This is a genomic window from Nonomuraea sp. NPDC049655 (assembly GCF_044465465.1).
Lineage (GTDB): Bacteria > Actinomycetota > Actinomycetes > Streptosporangiales > Streptosporangiaceae > Nonomuraea.
This window is the reverse complement of sequence record NZ_JBITLS010000030.1, coordinates 1-22,272: the sequence shown is the minus strand read 5'-3', so window position 1 is coordinate 22,272 and position 22,272 is coordinate 1. Positions and strand designations below refer to the sequence as shown.

The 22,272-nt window shown below is 67.9% G+C and carries 22 protein-coding genes and 1 tRNA gene; 10 read left to right on the top strand and 13 right to left on the bottom strand.

Annotation, left to right across the window (positions count from 1 at the left end; genetic code table 11):
- Window positions 1-69: 69 nt before the first annotated feature.
- Window positions 70-1,464 (bottom strand): cytosine permease, encoded by a 1,395-nt coding sequence (locus ACIBQ6_RS50290; protein WP_358289472.1) that lies wholly within the window; start codon window positions 1,462-1,464, stop codon window positions 70-72.
- 113 nt (window positions 1,465-1,577) lie between these two features.
- On the opposite strand from ACIBQ6_RS50290, the gene ACIBQ6_RS50285 reads away from it, so the two are divergent.
- Entirely contained in the window at window positions 1,578-2,981 is a 1,404-nt protein-coding gene (locus ACIBQ6_RS50285; RefSeq protein ID WP_397219579.1) for an MFS transporter, read from the top strand.
- 19 nt (window positions 2,982-3,000) lie between these two features.
- Here the strand turns inward: ACIBQ6_RS50285 and ACIBQ6_RS50280 are convergent, their stop codons facing one another.
- Window positions 3,001-3,885, bottom strand: a complete 885-nt coding sequence (locus ACIBQ6_RS50280) for a cytochrome c oxidase assembly protein (RefSeq protein WP_397219578.1) — start codon at window positions 3,883-3,885, stop codon at window positions 3,001-3,003.
- Between the two features lie 196 nt (window positions 3,886-4,081).
- Here ACIBQ6_RS50280 and ACIBQ6_RS50275 point away from each other — a divergent pair, with 196 nt between their 5' ends.
- Window positions 4,082-5,482 carry a sensor histidine kinase gene (locus tag ACIBQ6_RS50275; RefSeq protein ID WP_397219577.1) on the top strand — a complete coding sequence of 467 codons (1,401 nt, stop codon included), beginning with the start codon at window positions 4,082-4,084 and terminating at the stop codon, window positions 5,480-5,482.
- A gap of 153 nt (window positions 5,483-5,635) precedes the next feature.
- On the opposite strand, the gene ACIBQ6_RS50270 is transcribed toward ACIBQ6_RS50275, so the two are convergent.
- Complete coding sequence (locus ACIBQ6_RS50270) at window positions 5,636-7,444, bottom strand: bifunctional metallophosphatase/5'-nucleotidase (RefSeq protein ID WP_397219576.1); 1,809 nt, start codon at window positions 7,442-7,444, stop codon at window positions 5,636-5,638.
- 107 nt (window positions 7,445-7,551) lie between these two features.
- Between ACIBQ6_RS50270 and mshD the strand changes: the two genes are divergently transcribed.
- The gene (gene mshD / locus ACIBQ6_RS50265) at window positions 7,552-8,460 is read left to right on the top strand and encodes a mycothiol synthase (protein ID WP_387679533.1); all 909 of its coding nucleotides are present in this window, start codon (window positions 7,552-7,554) and stop codon (window positions 8,458-8,460) included.
- Window positions 8,461-8,534: 74 nt separating this feature from the next.
- Here mshD and ACIBQ6_RS50260 read toward each other — a convergent pair whose 3' ends face one another.
- The 3 genes from ACIBQ6_RS50260 to dcd all read right to left on the bottom strand — a co-directional run bounded on the left by ACIBQ6_RS50260 (window position 8,535) and on the right by dcd (window position 10,974).
- Window positions 8,535-9,539: an inorganic phosphate transporter gene (locus ACIBQ6_RS50260; protein ID WP_358289487.1), complete on the bottom strand. Its 1,005-nt coding sequence runs from the start codon at window positions 9,537-9,539 to the stop codon at window positions 8,535-8,537.
- A gap of 5 nt (window positions 9,540-9,544) precedes the next feature.
- A complete protein-coding gene (locus tag ACIBQ6_RS50255; RefSeq protein WP_106243913.1) occupies window positions 9,545-10,162 on the bottom strand; it encodes a DUF47 domain-containing protein in 618 nt (205 codons plus the stop codon).
- 236 nt (window positions 10,163-10,398) lie between these two features.
- Window positions 10,399-10,974, bottom strand: coding sequence for a dCTP deaminase (gene dcd / locus ACIBQ6_RS50250; protein ID WP_358289490.1), 576 nt, complete (start codon window positions 10,972-10,974; stop codon window positions 10,399-10,401).
- 99 nt (window positions 10,975-11,073) lie between these two features.
- Between dcd and ACIBQ6_RS50245 the strand changes: the two genes are divergently transcribed.
- Window positions 11,074-11,144: transfer RNA gene (locus tag ACIBQ6_RS50245), tRNA-Gly, on the top strand.
- A 144-nt stretch (window positions 11,145-11,288) separates the two neighbouring features.
- Here the strand turns inward: ACIBQ6_RS50245 and ACIBQ6_RS50240 are convergent.
- A complete protein-coding gene (locus ACIBQ6_RS50240; RefSeq protein WP_397219575.1) occupies window positions 11,289-11,834 on the bottom strand; it encodes a site-specific integrase in 546 nt (181 codons plus the stop codon).
- 391 nt (window positions 11,835-12,225) lie between these two features.
- Between ACIBQ6_RS50240 and ACIBQ6_RS50235 the strand changes: the two genes are divergently transcribed.
- Window positions 12,226-12,735: a hypothetical protein gene (locus tag ACIBQ6_RS50235; protein ID WP_397219574.1), complete on the top strand. Its 510-nt coding sequence runs from the start codon at window positions 12,226-12,228 to the stop codon at window positions 12,733-12,735.
- An 8-nt stretch (window positions 12,736-12,743) separates the two neighbouring features.
- Here ACIBQ6_RS50235 and ACIBQ6_RS50230 read toward each other — a convergent pair whose 3' ends face one another.
- On the bottom strand, window positions 12,744-13,109 hold the full coding sequence (locus ACIBQ6_RS50230) for a hypothetical protein (protein WP_397219573.1): 366 nt from the start codon (window positions 13,107-13,109) through the stop codon (window positions 12,744-12,746).
- 754 nt (window positions 13,110-13,863) lie between these two features.
- Here ACIBQ6_RS50230 and ACIBQ6_RS50225 point away from each other — a divergent pair.
- The 3 genes from ACIBQ6_RS50225 (at window position 13,864) to ACIBQ6_RS50215 (ending at window position 15,175) form a co-directional block, all read left to right on the top strand.
- Window positions 13,864-14,289 carry a hypothetical protein gene (locus tag ACIBQ6_RS50225; protein WP_397219572.1) on the top strand — a complete coding sequence of 142 codons (426 nt, stop codon included), beginning with the start codon at window positions 13,864-13,866 and terminating at the stop codon, window positions 14,287-14,289.
- An 83-nt stretch (window positions 14,290-14,372) separates the two neighbouring features.
- Complete coding sequence (locus tag ACIBQ6_RS50220) at window positions 14,373-14,651, top strand: hypothetical protein (protein ID WP_397219571.1); 279 nt, start codon at window positions 14,373-14,375, stop codon at window positions 14,649-14,651.
- Window positions 14,652-14,713: 62 nt separating this feature from the next.
- The gene (locus tag ACIBQ6_RS50215) at window positions 14,714-15,175 is read left to right on the top strand and encodes a hypothetical protein (protein ID WP_397219570.1); all 462 of its coding nucleotides are present in this window, start codon (window positions 14,714-14,716) and stop codon (window positions 15,173-15,175) included.
- A 371-nt stretch (window positions 15,176-15,546) separates the two neighbouring features.
- Here the strand turns inward: ACIBQ6_RS50215 and ACIBQ6_RS50210 are convergent, their stop codons facing one another.
- A complete protein-coding gene (locus tag ACIBQ6_RS50210; RefSeq protein WP_397219569.1) occupies window positions 15,547-16,173 on the bottom strand; it encodes a DUF6518 family protein in 627 nt (208 codons plus the stop codon).
- Window positions 16,174-16,848: 675 nt separating this feature from the next.
- Window positions 16,849-17,070 (bottom strand): divalent-cation tolerance protein CutA, encoded by a 222-nt coding sequence (cutA, locus tag ACIBQ6_RS50205; RefSeq protein ID WP_397219568.1) that lies wholly within the window; start codon window positions 17,068-17,070, stop codon window positions 16,849-16,851.
- A gap of 91 nt (window positions 17,071-17,161) precedes the next feature.
- Between cutA and ACIBQ6_RS50200 the strand changes: the two genes are divergently transcribed.
- A complete protein-coding gene (locus ACIBQ6_RS50200; RefSeq protein WP_306861939.1) occupies window positions 17,162-17,752 on the top strand; it encodes an RNA polymerase sigma factor in 591 nt (196 codons plus the stop codon).
- Window positions 17,745-18,725, top strand: a complete 981-nt coding sequence (locus ACIBQ6_RS50195) for a CU044_5270 family protein (protein WP_397219567.1) — start codon at window positions 17,745-17,747, stop codon at window positions 18,723-18,725. Before ACIBQ6_RS50200 ends, ACIBQ6_RS50195 begins: the two co-directional genes overlap by 8 nt.
- Before the next feature lie 732 nt (window positions 18,726-19,457).
- Here the strand turns inward: ACIBQ6_RS50195 and ACIBQ6_RS50190 are convergent.
- The 3 genes from ACIBQ6_RS50190 to ACIBQ6_RS50180 form a co-directional block, all read right to left on the bottom strand.
- Window positions 19,458-20,765 (bottom strand): MFS transporter, encoded by a 1,308-nt coding sequence (locus ACIBQ6_RS50190; protein WP_397219566.1) that lies wholly within the window; start codon window positions 20,763-20,765, stop codon window positions 19,458-19,460.
- 322 nt (window positions 20,766-21,087) lie between these two features.
- Entirely contained in the window at window positions 21,088-21,600 is a 513-nt protein-coding gene (locus ACIBQ6_RS50185; protein WP_397219565.1) for a hypothetical protein, read from the bottom strand.
- A 362-nt stretch (window positions 21,601-21,962) separates the two neighbouring features.
- A partial coding sequence (locus tag ACIBQ6_RS50180) for a Shedu anti-phage system protein SduA domain-containing protein (RefSeq protein WP_397219564.1) occupies window positions 21,963-22,272 on the bottom strand: 310 nt, incomplete at its 5' end.

The window sequence follows — 22,272 nt, the reverse complement described above, 5'->3', positions numbered from 1 at the left end:
TGTTCACCAACAGTAACGGAAGCTTCTCGGCGCTGAGAAGGTCAGCGGCGGCGCAGGGTGCTGAGAAGGTCAGCGGCGGCGCAGGGTGAGCACGAAGTACAACACCCCGGCCAGCAGCAGCGCGATGACCACGCCGATGTTGGCCGCCCCGAACGTGCTGTTCCGCAGCTCGTCGCTCATCAGGAACCCGACGACCGCCGCGATGTGCTCGTCCGCGGACGTGATCAGGCCGACGCCCACGACCGAGGCGACCACCAGGGAGACCAGCCCGGCCGGGTTGAGGGCGGGCGCGCCGGGACGCAGCAGGCGCTCGTCGTAGGCGCGGCCGCCGTCCCGCAGCCGCCACATGTCCACCAGGAAGATCGCCACCCAGGCGGCCATCACCACGCCGATGATCGCCAGGAACGCCTGGAAGGTGCCGAAGAAGTTGTCGGAGACGAACAGCAGGTAGTAGCCGCCGAGCACCATGAGGAGCCCGTCGATCAGCACCGCCAGGTGCCGTCTGACCGGCACGCCGAGCGCCAGCATCGACAACCCCGACGAGTAGATGTCCATGATGGCCCCGGCCAGGAAGCCGCCGATCGCGGTCAGCAGGTACGGCAGCAGGAACCAGGTCGGCAACGCCGCCGCCAGCGCGCCCACCGGATCGCCGCCCGCCGCCTCGGCCAGCTTCGGGTCGCCGCCCGCCAGCAGCACGCCGAACACCAGCAGCACCATCGGCGGCAGCGCGCCGCCCAGCGTCGTCCACAGGGCCACCGACCTGGGCCGGGAGCCGGCGGGCAGGTAACGGGAGTAGTCGGCGCCGCAGTTGACCCAGCCGAGGCCGAGCAGGGTCATGGAGAGGATGACGCCGCCCACCCAGCCGCCGGGGCCCGCCGTCGTCTCCAGCGAGCCGCCCAGCTTGGGCAGCATGAGGATCAGGTAGACGACGGTCAGCACGACGAACGCGTACGTCAGGTAACGCTGGACGACCATGATCATGGCGTGGCCGTACACGCCGACGGCGATCACGACCAGCGCCGCGACGGCGAAGCAGCCGGCGGTGGCGGTCGTCTCGGGGATCCCGGGCGCCACGCGGCGCAGGATGGCGGCCCCGCTCTGCGCGGAGAGCGTGACGAGCACGATCTCCCAGCCCACGTTCGACACGTACGACAACGCCGCGGGCAGCTTGTTGCCCTGGTACCCGAAGGGCGCCCGGCCCAGCGTCATCGTCGGCACGCCGGACCGGCTGCCCGCGACGGCGACCAGGCCGACCAGCAGGAACGACAACGCGTACCCGACCGCGCCGGTCACGACGGCGGGGACGACGCCGAGGCCGAGCCCGACGACGTACACGCCGAACGCCACCCCGAACAGGGACAGGTTCGCCCCCGCCCAGGGCCAGAACAGGTCGGACGGTCTTCCCCGCCGCTCGCTGTCGGGGACGGCGTTGATGCCGTTCCGCTCCACGGCCATCGTGTCCATGATCACTTGCTCCTTCGCGGGGGCCCGGCAAAGAAATCATTGTCCGCCTAGGACGATATTTCCCAGCCTGGGGGGAATCATGATCGCTGCCGCTGTTCCGCAGAGAGGTCGCGATGCAGGCACCCGGTTCCGACACGCGCAGGCGGGCACTGGGCGTGTGCCTGGTCGCGGCGTTCATGTCGGGCCTGGACGTGAGCATCGTCAACGTCGCCCTGCCCTCCATCCGCGCGGGCCTGCACGCCTCGGACGACGGCCTGCAGTGGACGCTGTCCGGCTACGCGCTCACGTTCGGCCTGCTGCTGGTCCCGGCCGGGCGGATGGGCGACGCCAGGAGCCGCAGGACGCTGTTCATGTGGGGCGTGGTGCTGTTCACGGCGGCCAGCGCGGCCTGCGGCTTCGCCTGGAGCATGCCGGTGCTGATCGCGGCCCGGCTCGTGCAGGGCATGGCGGCCGGGATGCTGAACCCGCAGGTGTCCGGCCTGATCCAGCAGATGTTCCTGGGCCACGAACGCGGCCGGGCCTTCGGCGCGCTCGGTGCGACCATCGGCGTGGCCACCGCCGCCGGGCCGCTGATCGGCGGCGCGCTGGTCACCGGGTTCGGGGCCGCGCAGGGCTGGCGGTGGGTGTTCCTGGTGAACCTGCCCATCGGGATCGCGCTGCTGCCGCTGGCCTGGAAGTGGCTGCCCGAGCCCGCCCCCGGGCCGGTGCGCGCCGGGCGGCGGGAGAGCATGGACCCGGTCGGCGTGCTGCTGCTCGGCGTGGGCGTGGCGACGCTGCTGCTGCCGTTCATCCAGCAGCACCAGTGGAAGGGCGAGGCCAAGTGGCTGCTCGTGCCGGCCGCGCTGCTCGTGCTGGCCGGGTTCGTGCTCTGGGAACGGCTGTACCGCAGGGAGCCGCTGGTGGACCTGTCGCTGTTCGCCAGGCGGTCCTACAGCCTCGGGTCGGCCATCGCCCTGTTCTACTTCGCCGGGTTCACCGGGATCTTCTTCGCCTTCACCCTGTACCTGCAGAGCGGCGAGGGCTACAGCGCGCTGCTGGCCGGGTTGTCGATCACGCCGTTCGCGCTGGGGTCGGCCGGGTCGTCGGTGGTGGGCGGCAGGCTCGTGGGCCGGGCGGGCAGGAAGCTGGTCGCGGTGGGGCTCGGGACGGTGATCGCGGGCCTGCTGGCGACCATGGTGGCGACGCTGCTGGTGCCGGGGGCCGGCGTGGGCGCGGCGACCGCGCTGCCGCTGCTGGTCGCGGGCATCGGCAGCGGCCTGGTGATCTCGCCCAACCAGGCGATCACGTTGTCGGAGGTGCCGCCCGCCGGTGGCGGCAGTGCCGCCGGGGTGCTGCAGACCGGGCAGCGGCTCGGGTCGGCGATCGGCATCGCGGCGGCGGGCTCGGCGTTCTTCGGCTCGCTGCCGCAGGGCTGGCCGACGGCCTTCCGGCACGGCCTGTGGGTGGTGCTGGGGTTCGTGGTCATGGCGCTGGCCGCCGCCCTCTACGACCTCTTCCGCTCCCGCGCCGCCCACTGACCGGGCTGCTGCCGGGCGGTTACAGGTCGGCGGGGTCCGGATCGTCCTCGTCGCCGTACTCGGCGGGGGTGAGCGGGCCGCGGGTCCTCGCCGGCTCGCGGTCGGGGACGCGGACCCGCCGGACGGGCTCGGGCTCCCCCGGCACCCGGACGGTCAGCCCGGGGGCGAGCAGCTCGACGCCGGCGTGCTCGGGAGTGCGCCGGGCCCGCCAGGACGCCGCCAGGGCCAGGGCGAGCAGCAGCTCCGCGGCGCCCCCGCCGTAGAACATGATCTCCGCCGCGCCCCTGAGCTGGTCGGACGGCACCGGCAGGTCCAGCCATCCGGCGTACATCACCTGGGACAGCCCCGCGTGCACGGCGACCGCCACCCCGACCACGGCCAGCCGCACCGGCACCGGCGGGCGGCGCGGCGCGGGGTCGGGCCCGGCGACGACCCAGGCGAACAGGTAACCGGTCAGCAGGAGGTACGCGTGCACCGGCGGCGCGGGGACGAGCCCGTACAGGGGCGTGCAGGACAGGGCCGCCATGCCGCCGGCGCTGAGCGCCAGCGCGGTCCACGGGTTGGCCGGCAGGTGGACGGCGGGCCCGCGGAGCGCCAGGGTCAGGCGGCGGGCCTGCGCGACCGGCAGCGAGCGCAGCAGCAGCGTCACCGGCGCGCCCAGGGCCAGGAACAGGGGCGCCGCGATGCCGATCAGCAGGTGCTGGAGCACGTGGCCGCGGAAGTCGGTCGCGGCCAGCGCGGCGACGGGGTCGGTGAGCGCCACGGTCACCAGCGCGCAGCCACCCGCGAAGCTCGCGGTACGCCACCGGCTCCACGCCGTCCGCCCGGCCAGCACCACGTACGTCACCAACACGACGAGCGCCGGCGCGGCCCAGAACCCGCTCAGGTGGTGATGATGCGGCACAGATCGATCACCTCGCCCATGTGTCGCGGCAGCCGCCCGGCGAGGACCGGCGGCCTGCCCGTGGCGCCTCCCACGTGATCCACTATTCGAGCGCCACGCCGGGCCGGCCCGGCGGGACACCCCTCTTTGCGGGCCGCTTGCCGAATCTCGATCCGGACTTTTCCCCGTTCAGGTCTCCATGGGTAGGTCTCAGGGGATGGCGAAAAGGCTCTTTCCCCGCTCGATCCGCGGGCGCCTGACCACGCTCGCGACATTGGTGGCGGCAGTGGTCCTGGCCGTCACGGGCGCGCTCGCCCTCACCCTCGGGCCGGACAACCTGCACGGGCTGGTGGAGACCCGGGTGGAGCTGGCCGTCCGCCGGGTGGCCAGCGAGGCCCGCGCCGGGCAGCTGCCCGCGTCGCTGGAGGCCCCGGCCCGGGTGCAGCTCCTGCAGGTGGTCGACGCCGACGGACGCGTGCTGGCCACCAGCCCCGGCCTGCACCACGGCCAGCGGCTGTCCGGCATGCGGGTGGACAAGCCGGAGACCCTCTACAGCGCCGAAAGCACGCTCACCGGCCTCAGGGACGAGAAGGAGGCCCAGTACCTGATCATGGCGATGAAGGTGCGCACCCCCGACGGCCGGCTCGTCACGGTGTACGGCGCCTCCTCGCTCAGCGACGTCAACCGGGCGCTGTCCTGGCTGAACGCCACGGTGTTCCTCGGCACGCCCATCGCCCTGGTGCTCGTCGCCGGCATCACCTGGGTCGTGGTCGCCTCCGCGCTGCGCCCGGTCGAGCGCATCCGCGCCGAGCTCGCCGAGATCACCGGCCGCGACCTGAGCCGGCGCGTGCCCGTCCCCGACACCGGTGACGAGATCACCGACCTGGCCGCCACCACCAACCACACCCTGGACCGTCTCGAACGCTCGGCCGAGACCCAGCGCCGCTTCGTCGCCGACGCCTCCCACGAGCTGCGCAGCCCCATCTCCGCCCTGCGCACCCAGCTGGAGGTCGCCAACGCCTACCCCGACGAGACCGACTGGCCCGCCACCGGCGCCCGCGCCCTGGCCGCCGCCGAACGCCTCACCGGGATCATCGACGAGCTGCTCCTGCTGGCCCGCCTGGACGCCGGCGCCATCCCCGACCGCCGCGTCGTCGACATGTGCCGCCTGGCCGAGGAGCAGGTGCGCCGCCGCGAGGGCGGCAGGATCCCCATCGTCGTGGACGTGTGCGCCCACGCGCCCGTCCTCGGCTCGCCCGTCCAGCTCGACCGGCTGCTGACGAACCTGCTGGACAACGCCACCCGGCACGCCGCGCACCGGATCGACCTCAAGGTGTCGGTGGAGGGCGACCACGTCTACGTCTCGGTCACCGACGACGGCGACGGCATCCCGCCCGCCGACCGCGAGCGCGTCTTCGAACGCTTCACCCGGCTGGAGGACGCCCGCCGGAAGGAGAAGGGCGGCAGCGGGCTCGGCCTGCCGCTGTCCCGCGAGATCTGCGCCTCGCACGGCGGCACACTGAAGGTCGCCGACCACGAGCCGGGCGCCCGCCTGGTGGCCTGCCTGCCCCTGTACCGCGAACAGGAACGCCCCGCCGGCTCACCGCACCGGTCCTGACGTACGGCTCACCGCACCGGGTCCTGACGTCCGGCTCACCGCACCGCGTCCTGGCGTCCGGACGCACGCCGTCGCGCTCTGTCCGGACGCACGCCGTCGCGTTCTGTCCGGAAGGGCCGGAGGGCCCGCACGGCGGGACCTCCGGCCCGGAGATCACTTGATCATCGTGATGCGGTCGGCCGCCGACGGGCTGATCGGCGAGTGCGCGGTCAGGTACGCCGTGAACGCGTCGAGGTCGACCGGTCCGCTCCACGTGTCCGTGCTCTGCGTGAACACCGAGAAGCCGTCACCGCCGCCCATCAGGAAGTTGTTCGCGGCGATCTTGATCGACTGCGCGTCCGTGACGGGGGCGCCGTTGAGCTTGATGTCCGACACGCGCGACCCCACCGGCTTGGTGGTGTCGAAGGTGTAGGTCAGCGACGACGACACCTGGAGCAGCCGGTGGTTGATCGCGCCCGTCGCCGGGTTGGGCGTCCAGACCTGCTGCTCCAGCAGCGCCTTGAGCTGCGCGCCCGTGTACGTGCGCACCTGCACGATGTTGCTGAACGGCTGGACGGCGAACGCCTCGCCGTAGGTGACGACGCCGTCGCCCTCGGCCCCCGACTGCGCGTACGTCAGCGAGGTGCGGATGCCGCCCGGGTTCATCAGCGCGATCTCGGCGCCCGCCGGCTTGGCCGCCTCCAGCTGGGAGTCGGCGATGAGGTCGCCGAGCGGCGTCTCCGGCCTGGTGGTCGCGGCCGAGGTGTTGGTGACGACGTTGGTGATGTCACCGGTGATCGAGCCGATCTTGCGGTTGGCCACTTCGGCGCTGCGCGTCCGCCATGTCTGGACCTGCGCCTCGACCTGCGGGTCCGGGGTGACCGTACGGGCGACGACCTTGTTGTCCGCGGTGACCGAGGAGCGGACCACGTCCCGGGTGCGCTTGTCGACCCGCAGGTCGATCTGGGTCAGCACGCGGCCGAACGACGAGCCCTGCGTGTAGTAGCGGTCCTGGCCCGCCGGGTCCTTGGTCTTGCAGATGTAGGCCTGGTGCGAGTGGCCGCTGATGACCAGGTCGATCTGCGGGTTCAGCTCCCTGGCGATGCGCGAGCCGGCGTTGGCGGTGTTCGCCGAGCATGCGTCCGGGCTCTGGTTCGGGGTGGTCGAGTCGCCCTCGTGCATCAGGACGACCTGCGCCTTGACGCCCCTGCGCGCCAGGTAGGCCGAGGCCCGGTTCGCCGCCGCGACCTCCTCGGTGAACTGCAGGCCCTTGATGCCCTCGGCGGTGACGATGGTCGGCGTGGTCGCCGTCACCAGGCCGATGAAGCCCACCTGCACGCCGTTGATCTTCTTGACGTAGAACGGCGGCAGGGCGTACTGGCCGGAGCCCTCCTTGAGGACGTTGGCGGCGAGGAAGTCGAAGTCCGTGCCCTTCCACTGGCCGGCGGGCGAGCAGCCGTCCACCGGGTGGCAGCCGCCGTTCATGAGGCGCTGCAGCTCGGCGTACCCCTCGTCGAACTCGTGGTTGCCGGCCGCGGTGGCGTTGAGGCCGAGCGAGCCGAGCACCTCCAGGGTGGGCTCGTCGTGGTAGGCGGCCGAGATCAGCGGGGACGCGCCGATCAGGTCGCCCGCCGCCACGAGCAGCGTGTTCTCGGTACGCGCCTGCTTGACGTACGTCGCCAGGTACGACGCGCCGCCGGCGATCGAGTACTTGCCGCCGGGCAGCCCGGTCAGCGAGCCGTCGGCGTCGACGAGGGGGCCGTCCGGGTCGAGGATGCGGCTGGAGGAGCCCGACGGCGGTTCGAGGTTGCCGTGCAGGTCGTTGATGCTCAGCAGGCGGACCGGGACGGTCGGCCCGCCGTGGCCGGTTCCGCGACCGGCCGAGCCGCTGGTCGCGGCGACCGCGGGCGCCATGGCCAGGGCGATCCCGGCCGCGGTGGCGGCGCCGGCCGTGCACAGCCGGAGGAGGGTGCGTGACGTCATGAGAGGGACGTTACGACGTCTCCCTATGCAACGAATGTCGCAAAGGTAACGATTGACCGGGGCAGCCCATGGCATTGTTCGCCATTGGTACGCCTAGAGTTCCTTATGTGGGTGCACATGTGAAGATCTGCGAACGGCTCGACGACGACGAGGTCTCCCAGGTTCTCCGCATCGTCGAGGCGGCGACCGAGACGGACGGGGTCCGCCCGCTCAACGAGCACGTGATGCTCCATCTCCGGTACGGCGGCGACCCCCGTGCCCGCTCATTGCTGCTGCACGCCGACGACGGCGCGCCCGCGGGCTACGCGCACGTCGACCCGACCGACGAGGTCGAGGGGCCGAGCGCGGAGCTGGTCATCCATCCCGCCTACCGGCGACAAGGCCACGGGACGCGGCTGCTGCGGGCCGTGCTGGAGCTGACCGGCGGCAGGGTGCGGCTGTGGGCGCACGGCGACCACGCCGGCGCCGGGGCGCTGGCCGCGTCGTTCGGCTTCGACCGGGTGCGCTCGCTGTGGCAGATGCGCCGCTCGCTGTTCGCCCCGCTGCCGCCCTACACGCTTCCGGAAGGTGTGGAGCTGCGCACGTTCGTCCCGGGCCAGGACGAGGAGGCGTGGCTCAAGGTGAACTCCGCCGCCTTCGCCCACCACCCCGAGCAGGGCGCCTGGACGCTCGACGACCTGCACCGGCGCGAGCGCGAGCCCTGGTTCGACCCCGAGGGCTTCTTCCTGGCCGTCCGCGGCGACCGGCTCGCCGGCTTCCACTGGACCAAGATCCACGGCTCGTCCGAGCACGGCCACGAGCCGCTCGGCGAGGTCTACGTCGTGGGCGTCGACCCCTCTCAGCAGGGCACCGGCCTGGGCCGGGCGCTCACCCTGGCCGGACTGACCCACCTGCGCTCGCGCGGCCTCGCCCACGCGATGCTCTACGTGGACGAGGCCAACACGGCCGCGATCAGGCTGTACGAGTCCCTGGGCTTCGCCCGCTGGGACGTGGACGTGATGTACGCCGGCGGATAGCTCCCGGCTGATGGACGCCGACGGACAGCCACCGGCGCCCCACTCCACCGTCAGGCCCGACTCACCATCAGGCCCTACTCCACCATCAGGTGGAGGACGCCGTAGGCCAGCGCCGCCACGAGGGCCGCCGCCGGGATGGTGAGCACCCAGGCGGTCACGATGTTGCCGGCCACGCCCCACCGCACGGCGCTCAGCCGCTTGGTCGCGCCGACGCCCATGATCGCCGTGGTGATGGTGTGGGTGGTGGAGATCGGCGCGCCGAACCCGATCGCGGCTCCGTACAGGACGGTGGCCGCGGCCGACTCGGCGGCGAACCCCTGGGGCGGGTCGAGCGCGATGATCCGCCGGCCGAGCGTGCGCATGATGCGCCACCCGCCGGCGTACGTGCCGAGCGAGATCGCACCGGCGGCGCTCAGGATGACCCACTGCGGGATCCCCTCGCCGGGGCTGGCGTACCCGCCGACCGTGAGCGCCAGGAAGATGACGCCCATCGTCTTCTGCGCGTCCTGCAGGCCGTGCCCGAGCGCCATGGCGGCGGCCGAGACGGTCTGCGCGTAGCGGAAGCCGCGGTTGGTCCTGCCCGGCTGGCTGTTGCGGAAGATCCAGTAAATTGCGATCATGATCAGCGCGGCGAGGCTGAACCCGATCAGCGGCGACAGGATCATCGGGATGACGACCTTCTCGACGACGCCGTCCCAGTGCACCACGCTGGCCGAGGCCAGCGCGGAGCCCACCAGGCCGCCGATGAGCGCGTGACTGGAGGAGGAGGGCAGCCCGAAGTACCAGGTGATCAGGTTCCAGACGATCGCGCCGATGAGCGCCGCGGCCACGACGACCAGGCCGTGTGGACCGTTGGGAGCGTCGATGATCCCTTTTCCGACGGTCTGGGCCACCTGAGTGCCCAGGTGGGCGCCGATGAAGTTCATCGCCGCGGCCATGAACAGCGCGGCCCTGGGGGTGAGCGCCCGGGTCGAGACGGAGGTCGCGATGGCGTTCGCCGCGTCGTGGAACCCGTTGGTGTAGTCGAAGGCCAGGGAGATGACGACCACGCCGATGACGAGGGCGAGCGTGAGGTCCACTGGGCCTAGCTTTCCTTGACCGCGATCGACTCGACGGTGTTGGCCACGTGCTCGAAGGCGTCGGCGGCCTCCTCCAGGGCGTCGACGACCTCCTTCATCTTCATGACGGTGAGCGCGTCGTACTCGCCGCTGAACAGCTTGGCCAGCAGCCTGCGATAGACCTGGTCACCCTGGTTCTCCAGGCGGTTGACCTCGATCCAGTACTCGTTGAGGTTCTTCATGGAACGTAGCCGGGGCATCGCCTCGGCGGTCAGCTCGGCGGCGCGTTCCAGGACCTCGACCTGCCGGACCACGTCTTTGGGGAGATGGTCGATCTGGTAGAGGACGATGAGGTCGGAGGCGGCCTCCATCGCGTCCATCACGTCGTCGAGGTTGGAGGCGAGGCGGTAGATGTCCTCACGGTCGAACGGAGTGATGAAGCTCTCGTTGAGCCGGTTCATGATCGCATGGGTGCGTTCGTCACCGGCGTGCTCGCAGGCGCGCATCTTCTCGGCCAGGGCTTCCCTGTCCGATCCGTCACTGATGATCTCGACCAGCAGACGGGATGCCGTGACCAGGTTGTTCGCGGAGTCGGCGAACAGGTCGTAGTAGCTGTCCTCACGTGGCGTGAGACGCAGGCGCACGTCGTTCTCCAGATGTGCGGGGATGGTCCGTGGAAGAGGGTACGGGTTACCAGGCGAAATGCGAACTTCATGTCCCCTTCGCCTTCTGGCTACCCTGCGTATGTTGTGCGACACCGGCGTCCGGAGTAGTTTGGCCGCTTTTTGCAGGGAAATCCGGCCGGTGACGTGGCCTGTTGTGGGGTGTGCGGAGGGCTCATCCTTCCGCGACGTTCGCTAAATGTTCACCTGTTGTTCACTCAAATCTTCGTCCGGTGGAAGTTCCTGAACGACCGGGACGGAGTCGGGCCCCGCTGCCCCTGATACCGGGACTCGTACTTGGCCGATCCGTACGGGTGCTCGGCGGGCGAGCTGAGCCGGAACACGCACAACTGCCCGATCTTCATCCCCGGCCACAGCTTGATGGGCAAGGTCGCCACGTTGGACAGCTCAAGCGTGACGTGCCCACTGAAACCGGGATCGATGAACCCGGCGGTGGAGTGCGTCAGCAGGCCCAGCCGTCCGAGCGAGCTCTTCCCCTCCAGCCGCGAGGCCAGGTCGTCGGGAAGCGTGATCACCTCATAGGTGGAGGCCAGCACGAACTCCCCCGGATGCAGGATGAACGGCTCGTCACCGGCCGGCTCGACCATCCGCGTGAGATCCGGCTGCTCCACGGAGGGGTCGATATGGGGGTACTTGTGGTTCTCGAAGACACGGAAGTAGCGGTCGAGCCGTACGTCGATGCTGGACGGCTGGATCATGTCCTGGTGGAAGGGGTCTAGGGCGAGCCGGCCGGAGTCGATCTCAGCAAGGATGTCACGGTCAGATAGCAACACGGTGAGCCAACTTACCGTCCCGGCCGGAAAAGGTGGGGCGTTGGGTTTGCTGTTGGGGGGCAAGTTTCCGCTACAGTGGGGACGCGTACTTCGGTTCGTGCGGGTGTAGTTCAATGGCAGAACATCAGCTTCCCAAGCTGACAGCGCGGGTTCGATTCCCGTCACCCGCTCTCATGCTTCAGGCCCAGGTAGGACGGAATCCCCGGACCCTGGGCCTGATTGTTTGCGACGGTGTTCGATCTTCGTGGGCCATTAGCGGGCCATTAGCCGTTGATCATCCTGTGGGCCCCAGCGCCCCGCCCCCCTCGTCGCCATCACGGGCCGCGAGCCATGAGGTCCTTGAGGCCCGCGCCCGACTCGGCGGCGAGCATGTTGCCCGTGTGCCTCAGGTCGTGGAAGTGCAGCCCGGGCAGGCCCATGTCGGACACCACATCGACCCATCGGGTACGGCTGTCGAAGCCGCTGCGACGGATCGGTCCGCCCTTGGCCCCGGGGAACATGAGTGATCCCGGCTCGTCCTTGACATAGGTGTCCATGTGCTCGCGCAGGATCGGGATGATGCTCTGCGGGATGCCCACGGTTCGCCGTCCCGCTTTCGACTTGGGCGGGCCGAGCACCAGGCCGCCGGACGAGCGCTCCACGAAGGCCACCCGTACCCGGACCGTACGCGCGTCGAGGTCCACGTCCATCCGGCGTAGCGCACTGACCTCGCCCCAACGCAGGCTCGCGAAGGTGGCCAGCAGGACCATGGCACGGAACCGGCGATCCTGCGTGGAGTCCGCTTTGCCGCCCGTCCCCATCTTCCACAGCGCCCGTTCGGCTTCCGCGCGAGTGATGAAGATCTCAGGATGCGTGCGCATCTCGCCGTGCCGTTGGAAGCGCAGCCGATAGACCCGTCCTTGACCTTGCGCACGTTGCCGATCGGCCGCAGGCCCACCCGGCCAGCCAGCTCGAAGACCTGGGCCACGGAAAGCACCGGGCGTTCGGCGGCATGCTCGCCGCCGGCCCCGCCGTACCAACCGAACGGCGCGGCCGGGGTTGCCACGCCGCCGCACAGATGCAGCCCTACGATCGCCAGGTGTGGGCCGGCCTCATGTAGTGGCTGGGGGCGATCGACGATCCGGTGCTTCGTTCCTCAGCACCTGCTCACGGGGTAGCGGCCACCTGCCCGTACTTCCACCCGCATCCCCGTACCCATAACCTGTCATCGGCCCGATTCACGATCATGCCCTCGTCCACAGGAGCACATGCATGAGCGCCATGCACGACTACTACCGTGCCCCCGATCGCGCCACGGCCACCTGGCGGCCAAACGAGCTACGGGCATCACACAGACCCCTCCCCGACGCTCCGGAATTCGATGTCGTCGAAACCAAATGGGTCGATCCAAACGGATCCCTGGGCAGCCTTGTGGCCGTCATCAAGGGCGTCCCCTACTCGAACGACCTGGTCGAGACAGTTACCTTGTACCCCCCGATCGACGGCAGACCGGCGACCGAAGACGAATGGCTGGCTCTTCCGGAGGACTCCCCCTACCGCGAGGGACCCGAGATCGAGGAATTGCCAGTGAGCGCCCGCGACGCCCTGGCCGAGCTGGACGACGCCCGCCTTCCCGAAGTGGCCCAGCGATGGACGATTGAACCTCTCTCCAGTTTCGATGAGAGTGACGATGTGCTCGATCTCGTCAAGGAGTTCGTCACGCTGGCACGGCGCGCCAAGGAGAGCGGGCAACTGCTCTACTGCTGGTGGATCCCCGGTTAGCCATCCACCTACCGATCCACGTCCTCCTCGTCGAGTGACGGAAGGAGGGCACATGCTTCGTCGATTTCTCCCAGCGCGATCATGTCCTCCACCGCAGCGATCATCGAGTCGAAACCGGGGTCACGGATGACGATCAGATCGGAGCACCAGAAGTACCGGCCACTGAGGCACTCGCCTGTGTCCCGCTGACGATCCATGATCTTGCTGACGACGCCGAGCGTCATGAACGTCGCGTACCGACGAGTGCCGTCAGGAAGTGTGATGGTCGCGTCGGCTTCGTCAGCAGTTTCGGGGGCGTACCCTTCCCAGCGTGGGATCAGCATCTCGAAGCCGGGCTTGCTGATGCGGTAGAAAGCGCCGTCGATCTCGATCATGAGCCTCACCCTGTCGAGCATCAAGGGACGCTGCAACACAGTGCACCAACTCGCGCTATCTACGCAGGTCACGCCCCCGGCCGGTCGGGCCATTAGCGGGCCATTAAGAGGGGTGACGAGCGGTCAATCACGGTCACTCATGACCAGGTTCCTGCGCAGCTCAGACCCTCATCAAGCCGTGGTCGATGCAGTTCCGCGCGGGTTCGATTCCCGTCACCCGCTCCAAATCCTCAGCATTCCGCCTCTTTGAGGGCTCCCCCGGCAGACGCCACCCCCCGTTGCCTGGTTACCCGGTGGGCTGCCGATGCCCACCCCTGACCGGCCTCGCTTCGCTCGGACTGCCTTCCTGAGGCTTAGCCAGATGGCGAGGGGCTACCGCCCCTCGAACTCCCCGCCGCGCGGCCTGCGTCTTCGCTTCCTCCACGAGCTTGCTCAGAGGTTGACGATGTGCCCGGCACGCTCCGTCGCAATGCCTTGTCGATCAATGCATTTGGTCCGCGAGGGTGGCCTGACTGCGCAGTGACCAGTCAGGCGCACCAAGCAGAGGGTCGCCGAGCCGGGACTCCGACGCACCCAATCAGGACCCACGGAAGCTACGCCCTGATCGGAAAACGCTCACGAATGCTTGCATCCTGTAACCCGGATGCCGCCCACGGCAGCAAGGAATGACTCGAAGAGGAGAACGCCCAGGTACCGCAATGGGGGAGCGCCTGGGCAACGCGACATCGACAGGCCCTCCAGTAGCTTGGCGTCCGTGGAGGAAGAACATCCGGGCCAACAGCCCGTGCAGTGGCCAGAGCGACGCAAGGACGTGCTCGAATCACTGCGAGCCCTGAGTGACCGCGACTACCAGGACCAACACTGGCGATCCGGGACAGGACGGCCTGACCTCACCGCTGCCGTGCACTGGCTCATCGACGACACCTCCATCGACCAACACGGCGCACGAGCCCTGATCCCCCATCTCTTCTTCGATCAACGAGAAGCCGATCTCGTGCAGACGGTGGTCGACGCCCTCTTGCACGTACTCGATGACCTCGGCCCAACCGCTCCGGACAACGCGTATCTCGACCATCCTGAATGGACCAACGTCCTGAACTCGGCTGGCGCCGCCTACCTCGCCTTGTCCTCCGACAAGCACGGCTCAAGACGAAACTCCGCGCAACGCCCTTGCACATAGGAGCGTCAAGCGGGGAAGGTGCGCGCGGGCCGCAACAAATCTATAGTGGCGGAGCTTCACACCCTACGTACTGAGGTCTTCACGTGGACCACCTGATCGGAATGCGGTATCAGACCATCCCCCTAACGCTGGGTGGAGCCATCTTCGTCGCCTTGTGCTTGGCGTTTCGACGCACGCAGCGGCACGCCCACTATCTCCTGTGGCCGGCAGCCGCCTGGTTCCTGGCTGCGTTGGACGAGTGGTACATGAGTACCTACCAGCCGGAGATGAACATTCGAATCGACGCTCTACCCTGCTTAGCCCTGATTGCCATCAGCACATTGACCTGCGTTCCAATGGCCTTCATTCGTCGGCGGGCGTAGTCAAATTGCACCACAGGCCCGGTAGGGCAGAATCGGCAAGCAGGAAGACAGACACACAGGCGGTGAAGCGGTTGGTGATCGGGAGCTACCGGGAGCTGTTCTCCGCGCTCCGTAAGCGGCCACTTATGTATCTGCCTCGGGCGGATTTCACCAGCGTCGTTGCGTTTGTCGCAGGCTGTGATCAGGGAAACGCGGGCACCCTGCTCACCGGCTTCCGGGAATGGCTGGTGACCCGTGTCGGGTGTGGGGACAACCTGGTCTGGTGGGGCCTCGTTCTGCGTCTGACCGAGCCGGAGGGCCCGAAGAGTGCGCGCGACATGGATGCCGACACTGACGCCCGCGCCGTCGAGACGCTGCTGCAATGCCTGGATGACTTTCTGGCATTAAGTGAGGAGCACGACGGACTGCGCAGGATCTACGCCGCTCACCAGGCATGGCTCGACGCTCGCGAGCTCCACCACTGCCTCGCATCAGGAGCAGCGGCGTGCCCGGCCGTGGACTGGCCGAGGCCACCGACCGAGTGATGGGCCCTGGTTTCGGGGACAAGGAGAGATCACGACTTTGATCGCGTGCCAGATCCGTGCCAGAACAGACAGGGAGCCGAGCCAGGCAACATCTCGGCGGACAACGCTCGGCACGGTCCGTCGCAGTTCGCGGGCGACCATGCCCTCGCCGCAACCTAACGTCGAGGGCGTGCTGGGGACCATCAGGGATAGTGCGCAGGATGCGGGGGTGGTAATGGATGTTGTGGTTCCAACGCCTGCGGTTCTCCACACGGTCATGTGTCGATCCTGCCGGACAGCAGTTGACGGATCCCTCTAAGAACCCCTGGCCAAGTGAAACGCGTGGTCGGCCAGGAGACCGGCCCCACTGTGCCTGCGGTCTGCGATCCACCTCATGTCGTCACGTACTGAAGTGGGAATCCGACGACCAAGTACGCCAGTGGCGCGAGGGCCAGGGCCGTCAGCAGGGTCGGCATCCGCTCTCTTTGCCGACGTGCCATCACCAGCGGTACAAGGACCAGGACGGCCAGACAGGCCCATGCCTGCGGAGCGTAGTGCAGGACGAAGGCATAGAGGATGCCTTCCATCCCGAAGACACCTCCCAGCGCGGCGAGCCCTATGACACGGTTACGGATGGTGCGTCCGTTCCACCACCACAGCCCAGCCACACCGAACAACGGGCCGCTGATGACCGCCATCACAAGCCACACCAGCGGATAGGTGAGGCTGCCCATGCCGTCACGGCCGAACTCCGCGTACCCGTAATACCCGACGACCAGGCCGATCGAGGCACACAGGCCGGCGACGGCGGCTGACCGCGCTGACGCCCAGCCGGCAAGCAGGGCGCCAGCGACGAACGCTGGGACACACCAGACAGCACCGGAGTTGGCGACCTGGTTCCAGGCGCCTGGAAGCCAGCCCTGGGCAAGGTTGGTGACGACACCGAATCCCAGGCCTGCCAGCAGTGCGGATGTCCACCAACCGCTGAGCTTTGCGATCGGCCCGAAGCGGCTGCTCATCAGGATGATTTCCCTGTCTTTCCTCGCTGGATACCGGCGGGTCGCAACTATATATGCAAGCTATACATGCTGTGTCTAGTTGGTGATCACGTGGTCACCGCAAGATCCCTCACTGGCAAACCAGCACGATGATGTACATCATTCTGTTGGGTGCTCGAAGAGAACTCCTTCTCAGCAGAAGGTCACGGTTTCCGCCTCGCCGAAGCGATTCGGTCCGGAGTTTGTCGAGAAGTACCGACGTATCCACGGCGGCAAGACTCCACAAGGGCGGGCCCTGACCTACGACAACGCTGTAGGCGACGAGTTCATGTTGCGTCGAGCCTGACTCGATGAACAGCTTGATCAACTACCCGTCAAGCAGGCTGACCGCCTCGCCCGGAACGTCCGGCTGGATGAGCACTATTGGCCCGTTCATATCGAGATGGCCACCGGAGCCGCGCTGCGTCAGGCCGGGCTGCAAGCGGAGTATGACCGCCCCTGGGATCGGCAGACACCTGACTGGACAGCATTGGCGGAGGATGGAAAACCGCTCTGTCTGGTTGAGGTGCCGCCGCGCCCTGGACGCAGCCCAGCGAACCGAGTCAACATGGGGCCTGCAACACCTGGGCAACGTGGAGAAGGCGCTGGCCGGCCAGCGTGATCCCGCCGCGCGCGAACCCCTGGGCGACCTGATCTCTACACACCGGGCTCTGGGGTCGTCTCCCGCCTGATCTGGTCCAGATAGTCCGCCGTCCCGGCGACCAACGGCACGGCAACGATCTGCGGCACCTCGTACGGATGCAGTTCCCGGATCGCAACGGCCAGCTCGTCGAACCGCTCAGCCGTCGTCTTCATGAACAGCAGCCGCTCCTCGGCCCGGTTGATCACCCCATGCGGGTCGCGTCGCGATCTGATCACTGCGTGACGCAGATCACGTCCCCTGACACGAACTCGTGCCGCCCTCTCGGGCGAAAGCTGGTGAACCACCGCTCAGGGATTGGAGCACCATGTGACCGATGACGAATCCGGCAGGGCTGTCGACGCCGAGCTGATACGGCGGTCGGAGCACGACCCGGAGTCCTTCGCCGACCTGTTCGACAGGCACGCGCCCGCGTTAAGGCGTTACGTTGCCCGGCGGCTGGGCCCCTCTCTTGCCGACGACATCGTCTCCGACGCCTTTCTGACCGCTTTTCGGCGCCGTGGCCGCTATGACATGAGCCATCCTGACGCACGGCCTTGGCTGTACGGCATCACCGCTCGGCTCATCAGCCGACACAGACGTGTGGAGGTTCGGTTCTACCGGGCGCTGGTCCGCAGCGGCATCGACGAGATCGTCGAGCCGTACGCCGAACGTGTCGATGACCGGGTCGCCGCACAGCAGGCCGGTCTGGCGGCGGCGCTGGCAAAGCTGTCACCCGGAGATCGGGAGGTGCTGTTACTCGTGGCCTGGGCCGACATGTCATATCAGGACGTGGCCCGTGCACTGGATATCCCGATCGGCACTGTCAGATCCCGCCTGAACCGAGCCAGGACGAGGACACGCCAGGCGCTCGGCGGATCCGACCCCGCGATGACCAGAGAGGAGTCTTTCGATGGATGACCTGCGATCGTTGCACGAGTGGCGTGCCAAGGTCCCCGAGCCCGGCCATGAGTGGATCATCTCGGAGCGCCGGCGGCTGCTGGAGCGGATACGGGGGCGCAGGCGATCAGTGGGGCGCCGGCTGCTTGCGATCGGGGCTCTGGGGGCCGCCGCCTCGGTCGCCGTGGCAACCCTATGGCCGCAACCGCCTGCTCAGGGGCCGGCGGCTACACCCTCAGTCGTTCGGCTCGACTCCAGCGTGGTGCTGGTCCGCGCCGCCGATGTGGCGAGCAGGCGCAGGAGCGTCCAGGTGCCGCTGCCGACGCAGTGGCACTACACCAAGACTCTGGACAAGCAGCCGAACTCAGAGACGACCAAGACCCAGGAACAATGGCTGCGCTATGACGGCAGGCAGGCCGCCTCCTTCGGCGAGGACGGCCAGCTCACCGTCGGTAAGGAACACAACCCGCTGGATCCCGGCGATGACGACCTGTCGCCGCAGCAGTACGACGCCAAGCTACGCAAGCTGCCCACTGACCCGAGGAAGCTGCTGGTCAAGATCACAGGTGATCGTCACTGGATCGAGGGGGCCCGCGAGGAGGGGGTGCCCAAGAGCGTCGAACCCGCCGACGCCCGCGCTTATCGCGTGATCATGCTCTACCTGAGCAGGTACGGCACGATGCCACCGCGGCTGGAGGCGGCCATGTTCCGCGCTCTGGCGCTCATTCCCGGCGTCCGGATCGAGCAGGGTGTGAGCGACGCCGCCAGTCGCAGTGGGCTGGGCGTCTGGCTGGAGCGCGCCGGCGATGCGCGGCCCTTCCGCCAATACGAGATCCTGGATCCGGCCACCTACCGCTACCTGGGAACTCGGACGGTCTGGCTGCGCGATGCGTTCATGCCCGGCAGCAGCAACCCCGCCACCCGCAAGGGAGCGGTGTGGAGCACGGCTTTGCTGACGTCGGTGATCGTGGAACGTCCCGGTCAGCGGGGCTGAGCGCTCACCCGTTGGTGGGAAACACGCAGGTATGAGGCGGACTTGGGACCTGTTCGTCGTGCGCGGCCGCATGAGCCTGGACGGTGGACGGCTTGCACAGGGGCGCCGGGCTTGGCGTAATAGCGCCGTGACCAGCGTCGTCGCGGGTTCCCAGGCTGGTGATCAAGGCTACTGGCGTACAGGATTTCGGGCCTGAGCATGCGGATCGGAAGCGGCTTGGTCCGATCGCATGTGTGTTCCACCGCAGGCCACGAAGCACCGCACAGCCAGAGTCCCGCTCCGCCTTCATCCGCTTGTTGCAGGTGCCACGTTGAGAGCCACCGGGATGGACGATCATGAATGGCCTTGGATATCGTTCGGGGACCTACGGATCAGAAGGTGCGTGCCCGTATGGTCGGCGATCACCGTGGAGTCACGGGGACTCACGGGGATTGGACCGGCATCCGCCCAGGGCAGCGTTCTCACAGCTCAGGGAGCATGACCAGCCTCTTGCCCTGCTCGGCGCCTCATCAAGCCGTGATCGATGCAGTTCCCATGCTGACAGCGCGCGTTCGATTCCCGTCACCCGCCCCCCATGAGAAGCCCAGGTAGACCGATCGAGTCGGCACCTGGGCTTTGATCTTCCTCAGGGTTCTGGGCCACGACATCGCGATCCGGTAGGGCAGGTGCTCCCGACGGGGATCGTTCTCGGGACCGGGAATGACGAGACCGGCATTCGAGCGTCTTCAGCGCCTATTCAGGCACCTGCCCGGCATGTGCGCCCGGCCCTACGGCGTCGTGTCCGGCTGGGGTGACTTCCCCGGTGAAGCCGCGCAACTCTCGGCTGAGCGCGGCTATGACCGCGGTCATGCCGATCAGACCGCCCAGGATGACGAGCGCCGCCGCGCCGCCCAGTGCCGCAGCCAGTGCTCCGCCGAGGACCGGGCCGAAGGGTTTGAGCGCCATGCTGCCCATGCTCAGGATCGCGCCCATCCGGCCGAGCATCTCTTCGGGCACCATCCGTGCGATCACCACGTTCAACACCACGTTCAGCGAGGGTGTGGACAGGGTGATGAACACCAAGGGAACCATTGGCCACCACGCTCCCCATGGCAGCGCCGTGGCCGCCAGTGCGGCGCCGAAGACCGTCAGGACGACCAACAGCAGCATGCCGGGCGGGAGGAGCTTTCCGATGCGTCCCGACAGCAGCGCACCGGCCAGTCCGCCGACGCCAAGGCCGGCCAGGACTGTGCCGGTGGTGAGCGCACTGCCGCCGCGTTCGCCGACAAGCACGATCAGCGGGATCAGAAATGCCCCGCCCAGCAGGTTGAGGACCATCACCGCGGCAGTGACCTCCCTCAGGCCCCGCCGGCGCCACAGCCAAGTCATGGCCTCAACCGCCTCCCGGCGCATGCCACCCCGGATCGGGGGCTGCTCCTCGCCGTCCTCTCGTGTGGAGGTCCGGGACTCGTTCGCCGGGCGGCGCGGCACCTTCGCCAGAGCGTAGAAGATCGTGGCGGCAAGGAAGGTGATGGTGTCGACGACGAAGGGCACCGCACGCCCCAGGCCGTAGAGCAGGCCACCAAGCGGAGGGCCGGCCAGCCCGGCGGCATGGGTGCGGGACTCCTCTTGTGCGTAGGCGCTGTGCAGTTGGCTCGTGGGGACGATCCCGCGAACGGCCGTGCCCAGGACCGGCTCGATGAACGCGGCGCACAGCGCGTCGAGTACCGCCAGCGTGACGAAATGCCATATCTGCACCTGGTCGGTGAGGACCAGTGCCGCCAGCAGCGCTGAGACGACAGCCTGGAGACCCTGGGCGGATATCAGCGTACGGCGACGGTCCCACCGATCCACCCAGACGCCGGCGGGTATCTGAACCAGAAGGAAGGCGACGGTGCGGGCTCCGGCAACGACGCCCGCCAATCCCGGGGAGCCGGTGAGCGCGAGCACCAGCAGCGGCATGGCCAGTCTGGTGAGCTCCGACCCCAGTTCAGACACCGCGCTGCCGATCCACAGCAATTGGAAACGCACGTTCCTGCGCAACGGGACGATGTCGGTCACGGGTCATCTTCCTTGGGTCGGGGCGGTGCGACTCCGGGCCTGCGGCGCCGTTTCCGGATGAGGCAGGGCTGCCGCTGCGGTTCAGTCTTCGAACAGGCGCCACCCGAGGCGGGCCCCGGAGAAGATACTCATCGAGCATGACGCTGTCCACTGAAGACCGCGGACGGCCTATGCACTCTTCCGCGTCTGAAGCGGAGCTCGTGAAGATGGCTCGGCGGTCAGGTCAGCGACATGCCTCGTTGCCCCGCAGGACTTTTTCGCGGGCCGCCAGAGTTGCATTCCGAGTTGCGATGCGAGGCCATTCAGAGTCGTTCAGGGTCTTTCAATCCGTAGGCTCAGCAATCACTGACCCCGGACCAATCGGTTCGGCCATCAGTACCACCCGGCCAGCCTCGACATCGAACCCGAGATCCGGATGACCAGGCGAACCCTCCGGAGACATCAGCACAGCCTTCCCGAGACGCTGCCCGATCAGGCGGAGGACAACCACCAGCACATCCAATCGCTCCTGCCCTTGCAGTTCTCTGAGATCAACATCGAAGTCAATCGTCTCAGCCTGATACACCCGGAAGATCATCAGGACCTCAGGGATCGGCCAGACTCTCAACTCAGGCGTGGCGACGGCGGAGACAGCGGCGACCATGTCAGCAGCCGAAGTGAGCTCCATCGGCTCACCAGTCAGCGAGTAGGCGTACCGCCACCCCTGCGACTGCACGAGATCAAGCAGTACCTGCCAGTCCTCGACAGTCGTTCCTTCTACGACCACGTCGGGCAACGTTCCGTTGACATAGGGGTCGAAGAGGCACTTCACGTCATCCCACAGCAGGTCAGGCACGACACACATCATCCCCGAGGAGATCCCTCCGGCGGATACTCCAGCTGCGGATCAGCGGCTGAAAATCGGGCCATCAGGTAGGAATACGACTCCCCCGGTCCTTGATCGCTTCCGCCCCTGTGGACGAGTGGCCCATGCGGATCACCAGGTCTTGGAGAGTCGCGCCGGATTGAGCGGCAAGGGTGCTGCCGGTGTGGTGGAGACCATGAAGTGGAAGCCTTCGTTCCCGCTTCCACGCGCAGCTCTTCGACGAGAGTGCCGCCGGCCCGCCCGACCGTAGGCTCATTCACGCGGTGCCACGCCCACTCAGCGGCCTGACGCGCCGGCGCTCCGGCGTTGAGCCACGACGTAGCCAGTATGTCTCAGAGGTCCCCGAGGGAGCGTCTGGCGTTGTCGATGAGCTCCTTGTACGTGATGACCTCAACCCGGTTCACGTGCGTGTTGAATGTCCGAAGCGCTTCATTGATCTGCTGTTCCGGCACGTTCGACTGGACGGCTGGATGGCCGATCAGAACGACAGCGCTTGCTCGGCGCGTCTCGATGCCGAAGTCTTTGAAGATCTGATGACGGTTCTCATCTAGGTCCTGTTTCATAAGGCGTTGAGCCACTGGTTGATCGCGGCGATGACGATGACGGCTTCGTAGCGTACGGCGAGTTTGTCGTAGCGGGTTG

Coding starts and splice junctions, on each gene's coding strand:
- ACIBQ6_RS50290 (WP_358289472.1), bottom strand. CDS start 1,464: ATGGACACGATGGCCGTGGAGCGGAACGGCATCAACGCCGTCCCCGAC.
- ACIBQ6_RS50285 (WP_397219579.1), top strand. CDS start 1,578: ATGCAGGCACCCGGTTCCGACACGCGCAGGCGGGCACTGGGCGTGTGC.
- ACIBQ6_RS50275 (WP_397219577.1), top strand. CDS start 4,082: ATGGCGAAAAGGCTCTTTCCCCGCTCGATCCGCGGGCGCCTGACCACG.
- ACIBQ6_RS50270 (WP_397219576.1), bottom strand. CDS start 7,444: ATGACGTCACGCACCCTCCTCCGGCTGTGCACGGCCGGCGCCGCCACC.
- ACIBQ6_RS50240 (WP_397219575.1), bottom strand. CDS start 11,834: ATGCGCACGCATCCTGAGATCTTCATCACTCGCGCGGAAGCCGAACGG.
- ACIBQ6_RS50235 (WP_397219574.1), top strand. CDS start 12,226: ATGAGCGCCATGCACGACTACTACCGTGCCCCCGATCGCGCCACGGCC.
- ACIBQ6_RS50230 (WP_397219573.1), bottom strand. CDS start 13,109: ATGATCGAGATCGACGGCGCTTTCTACCGCATCAGCAAGCCCGGCTTC.
- ACIBQ6_RS50210 (WP_397219569.1), bottom strand. CDS start 16,173: ATGAGCAGCCGCTTCGGGCCGATCGCAAAGCTCAGCGGTTGGTGGACA.
- ACIBQ6_RS50195 (WP_397219567.1), top strand. CDS start 17,745: ATGGATGACCTGCGATCGTTGCACGAGTGGCGTGCCAAGGTCCCCGAG.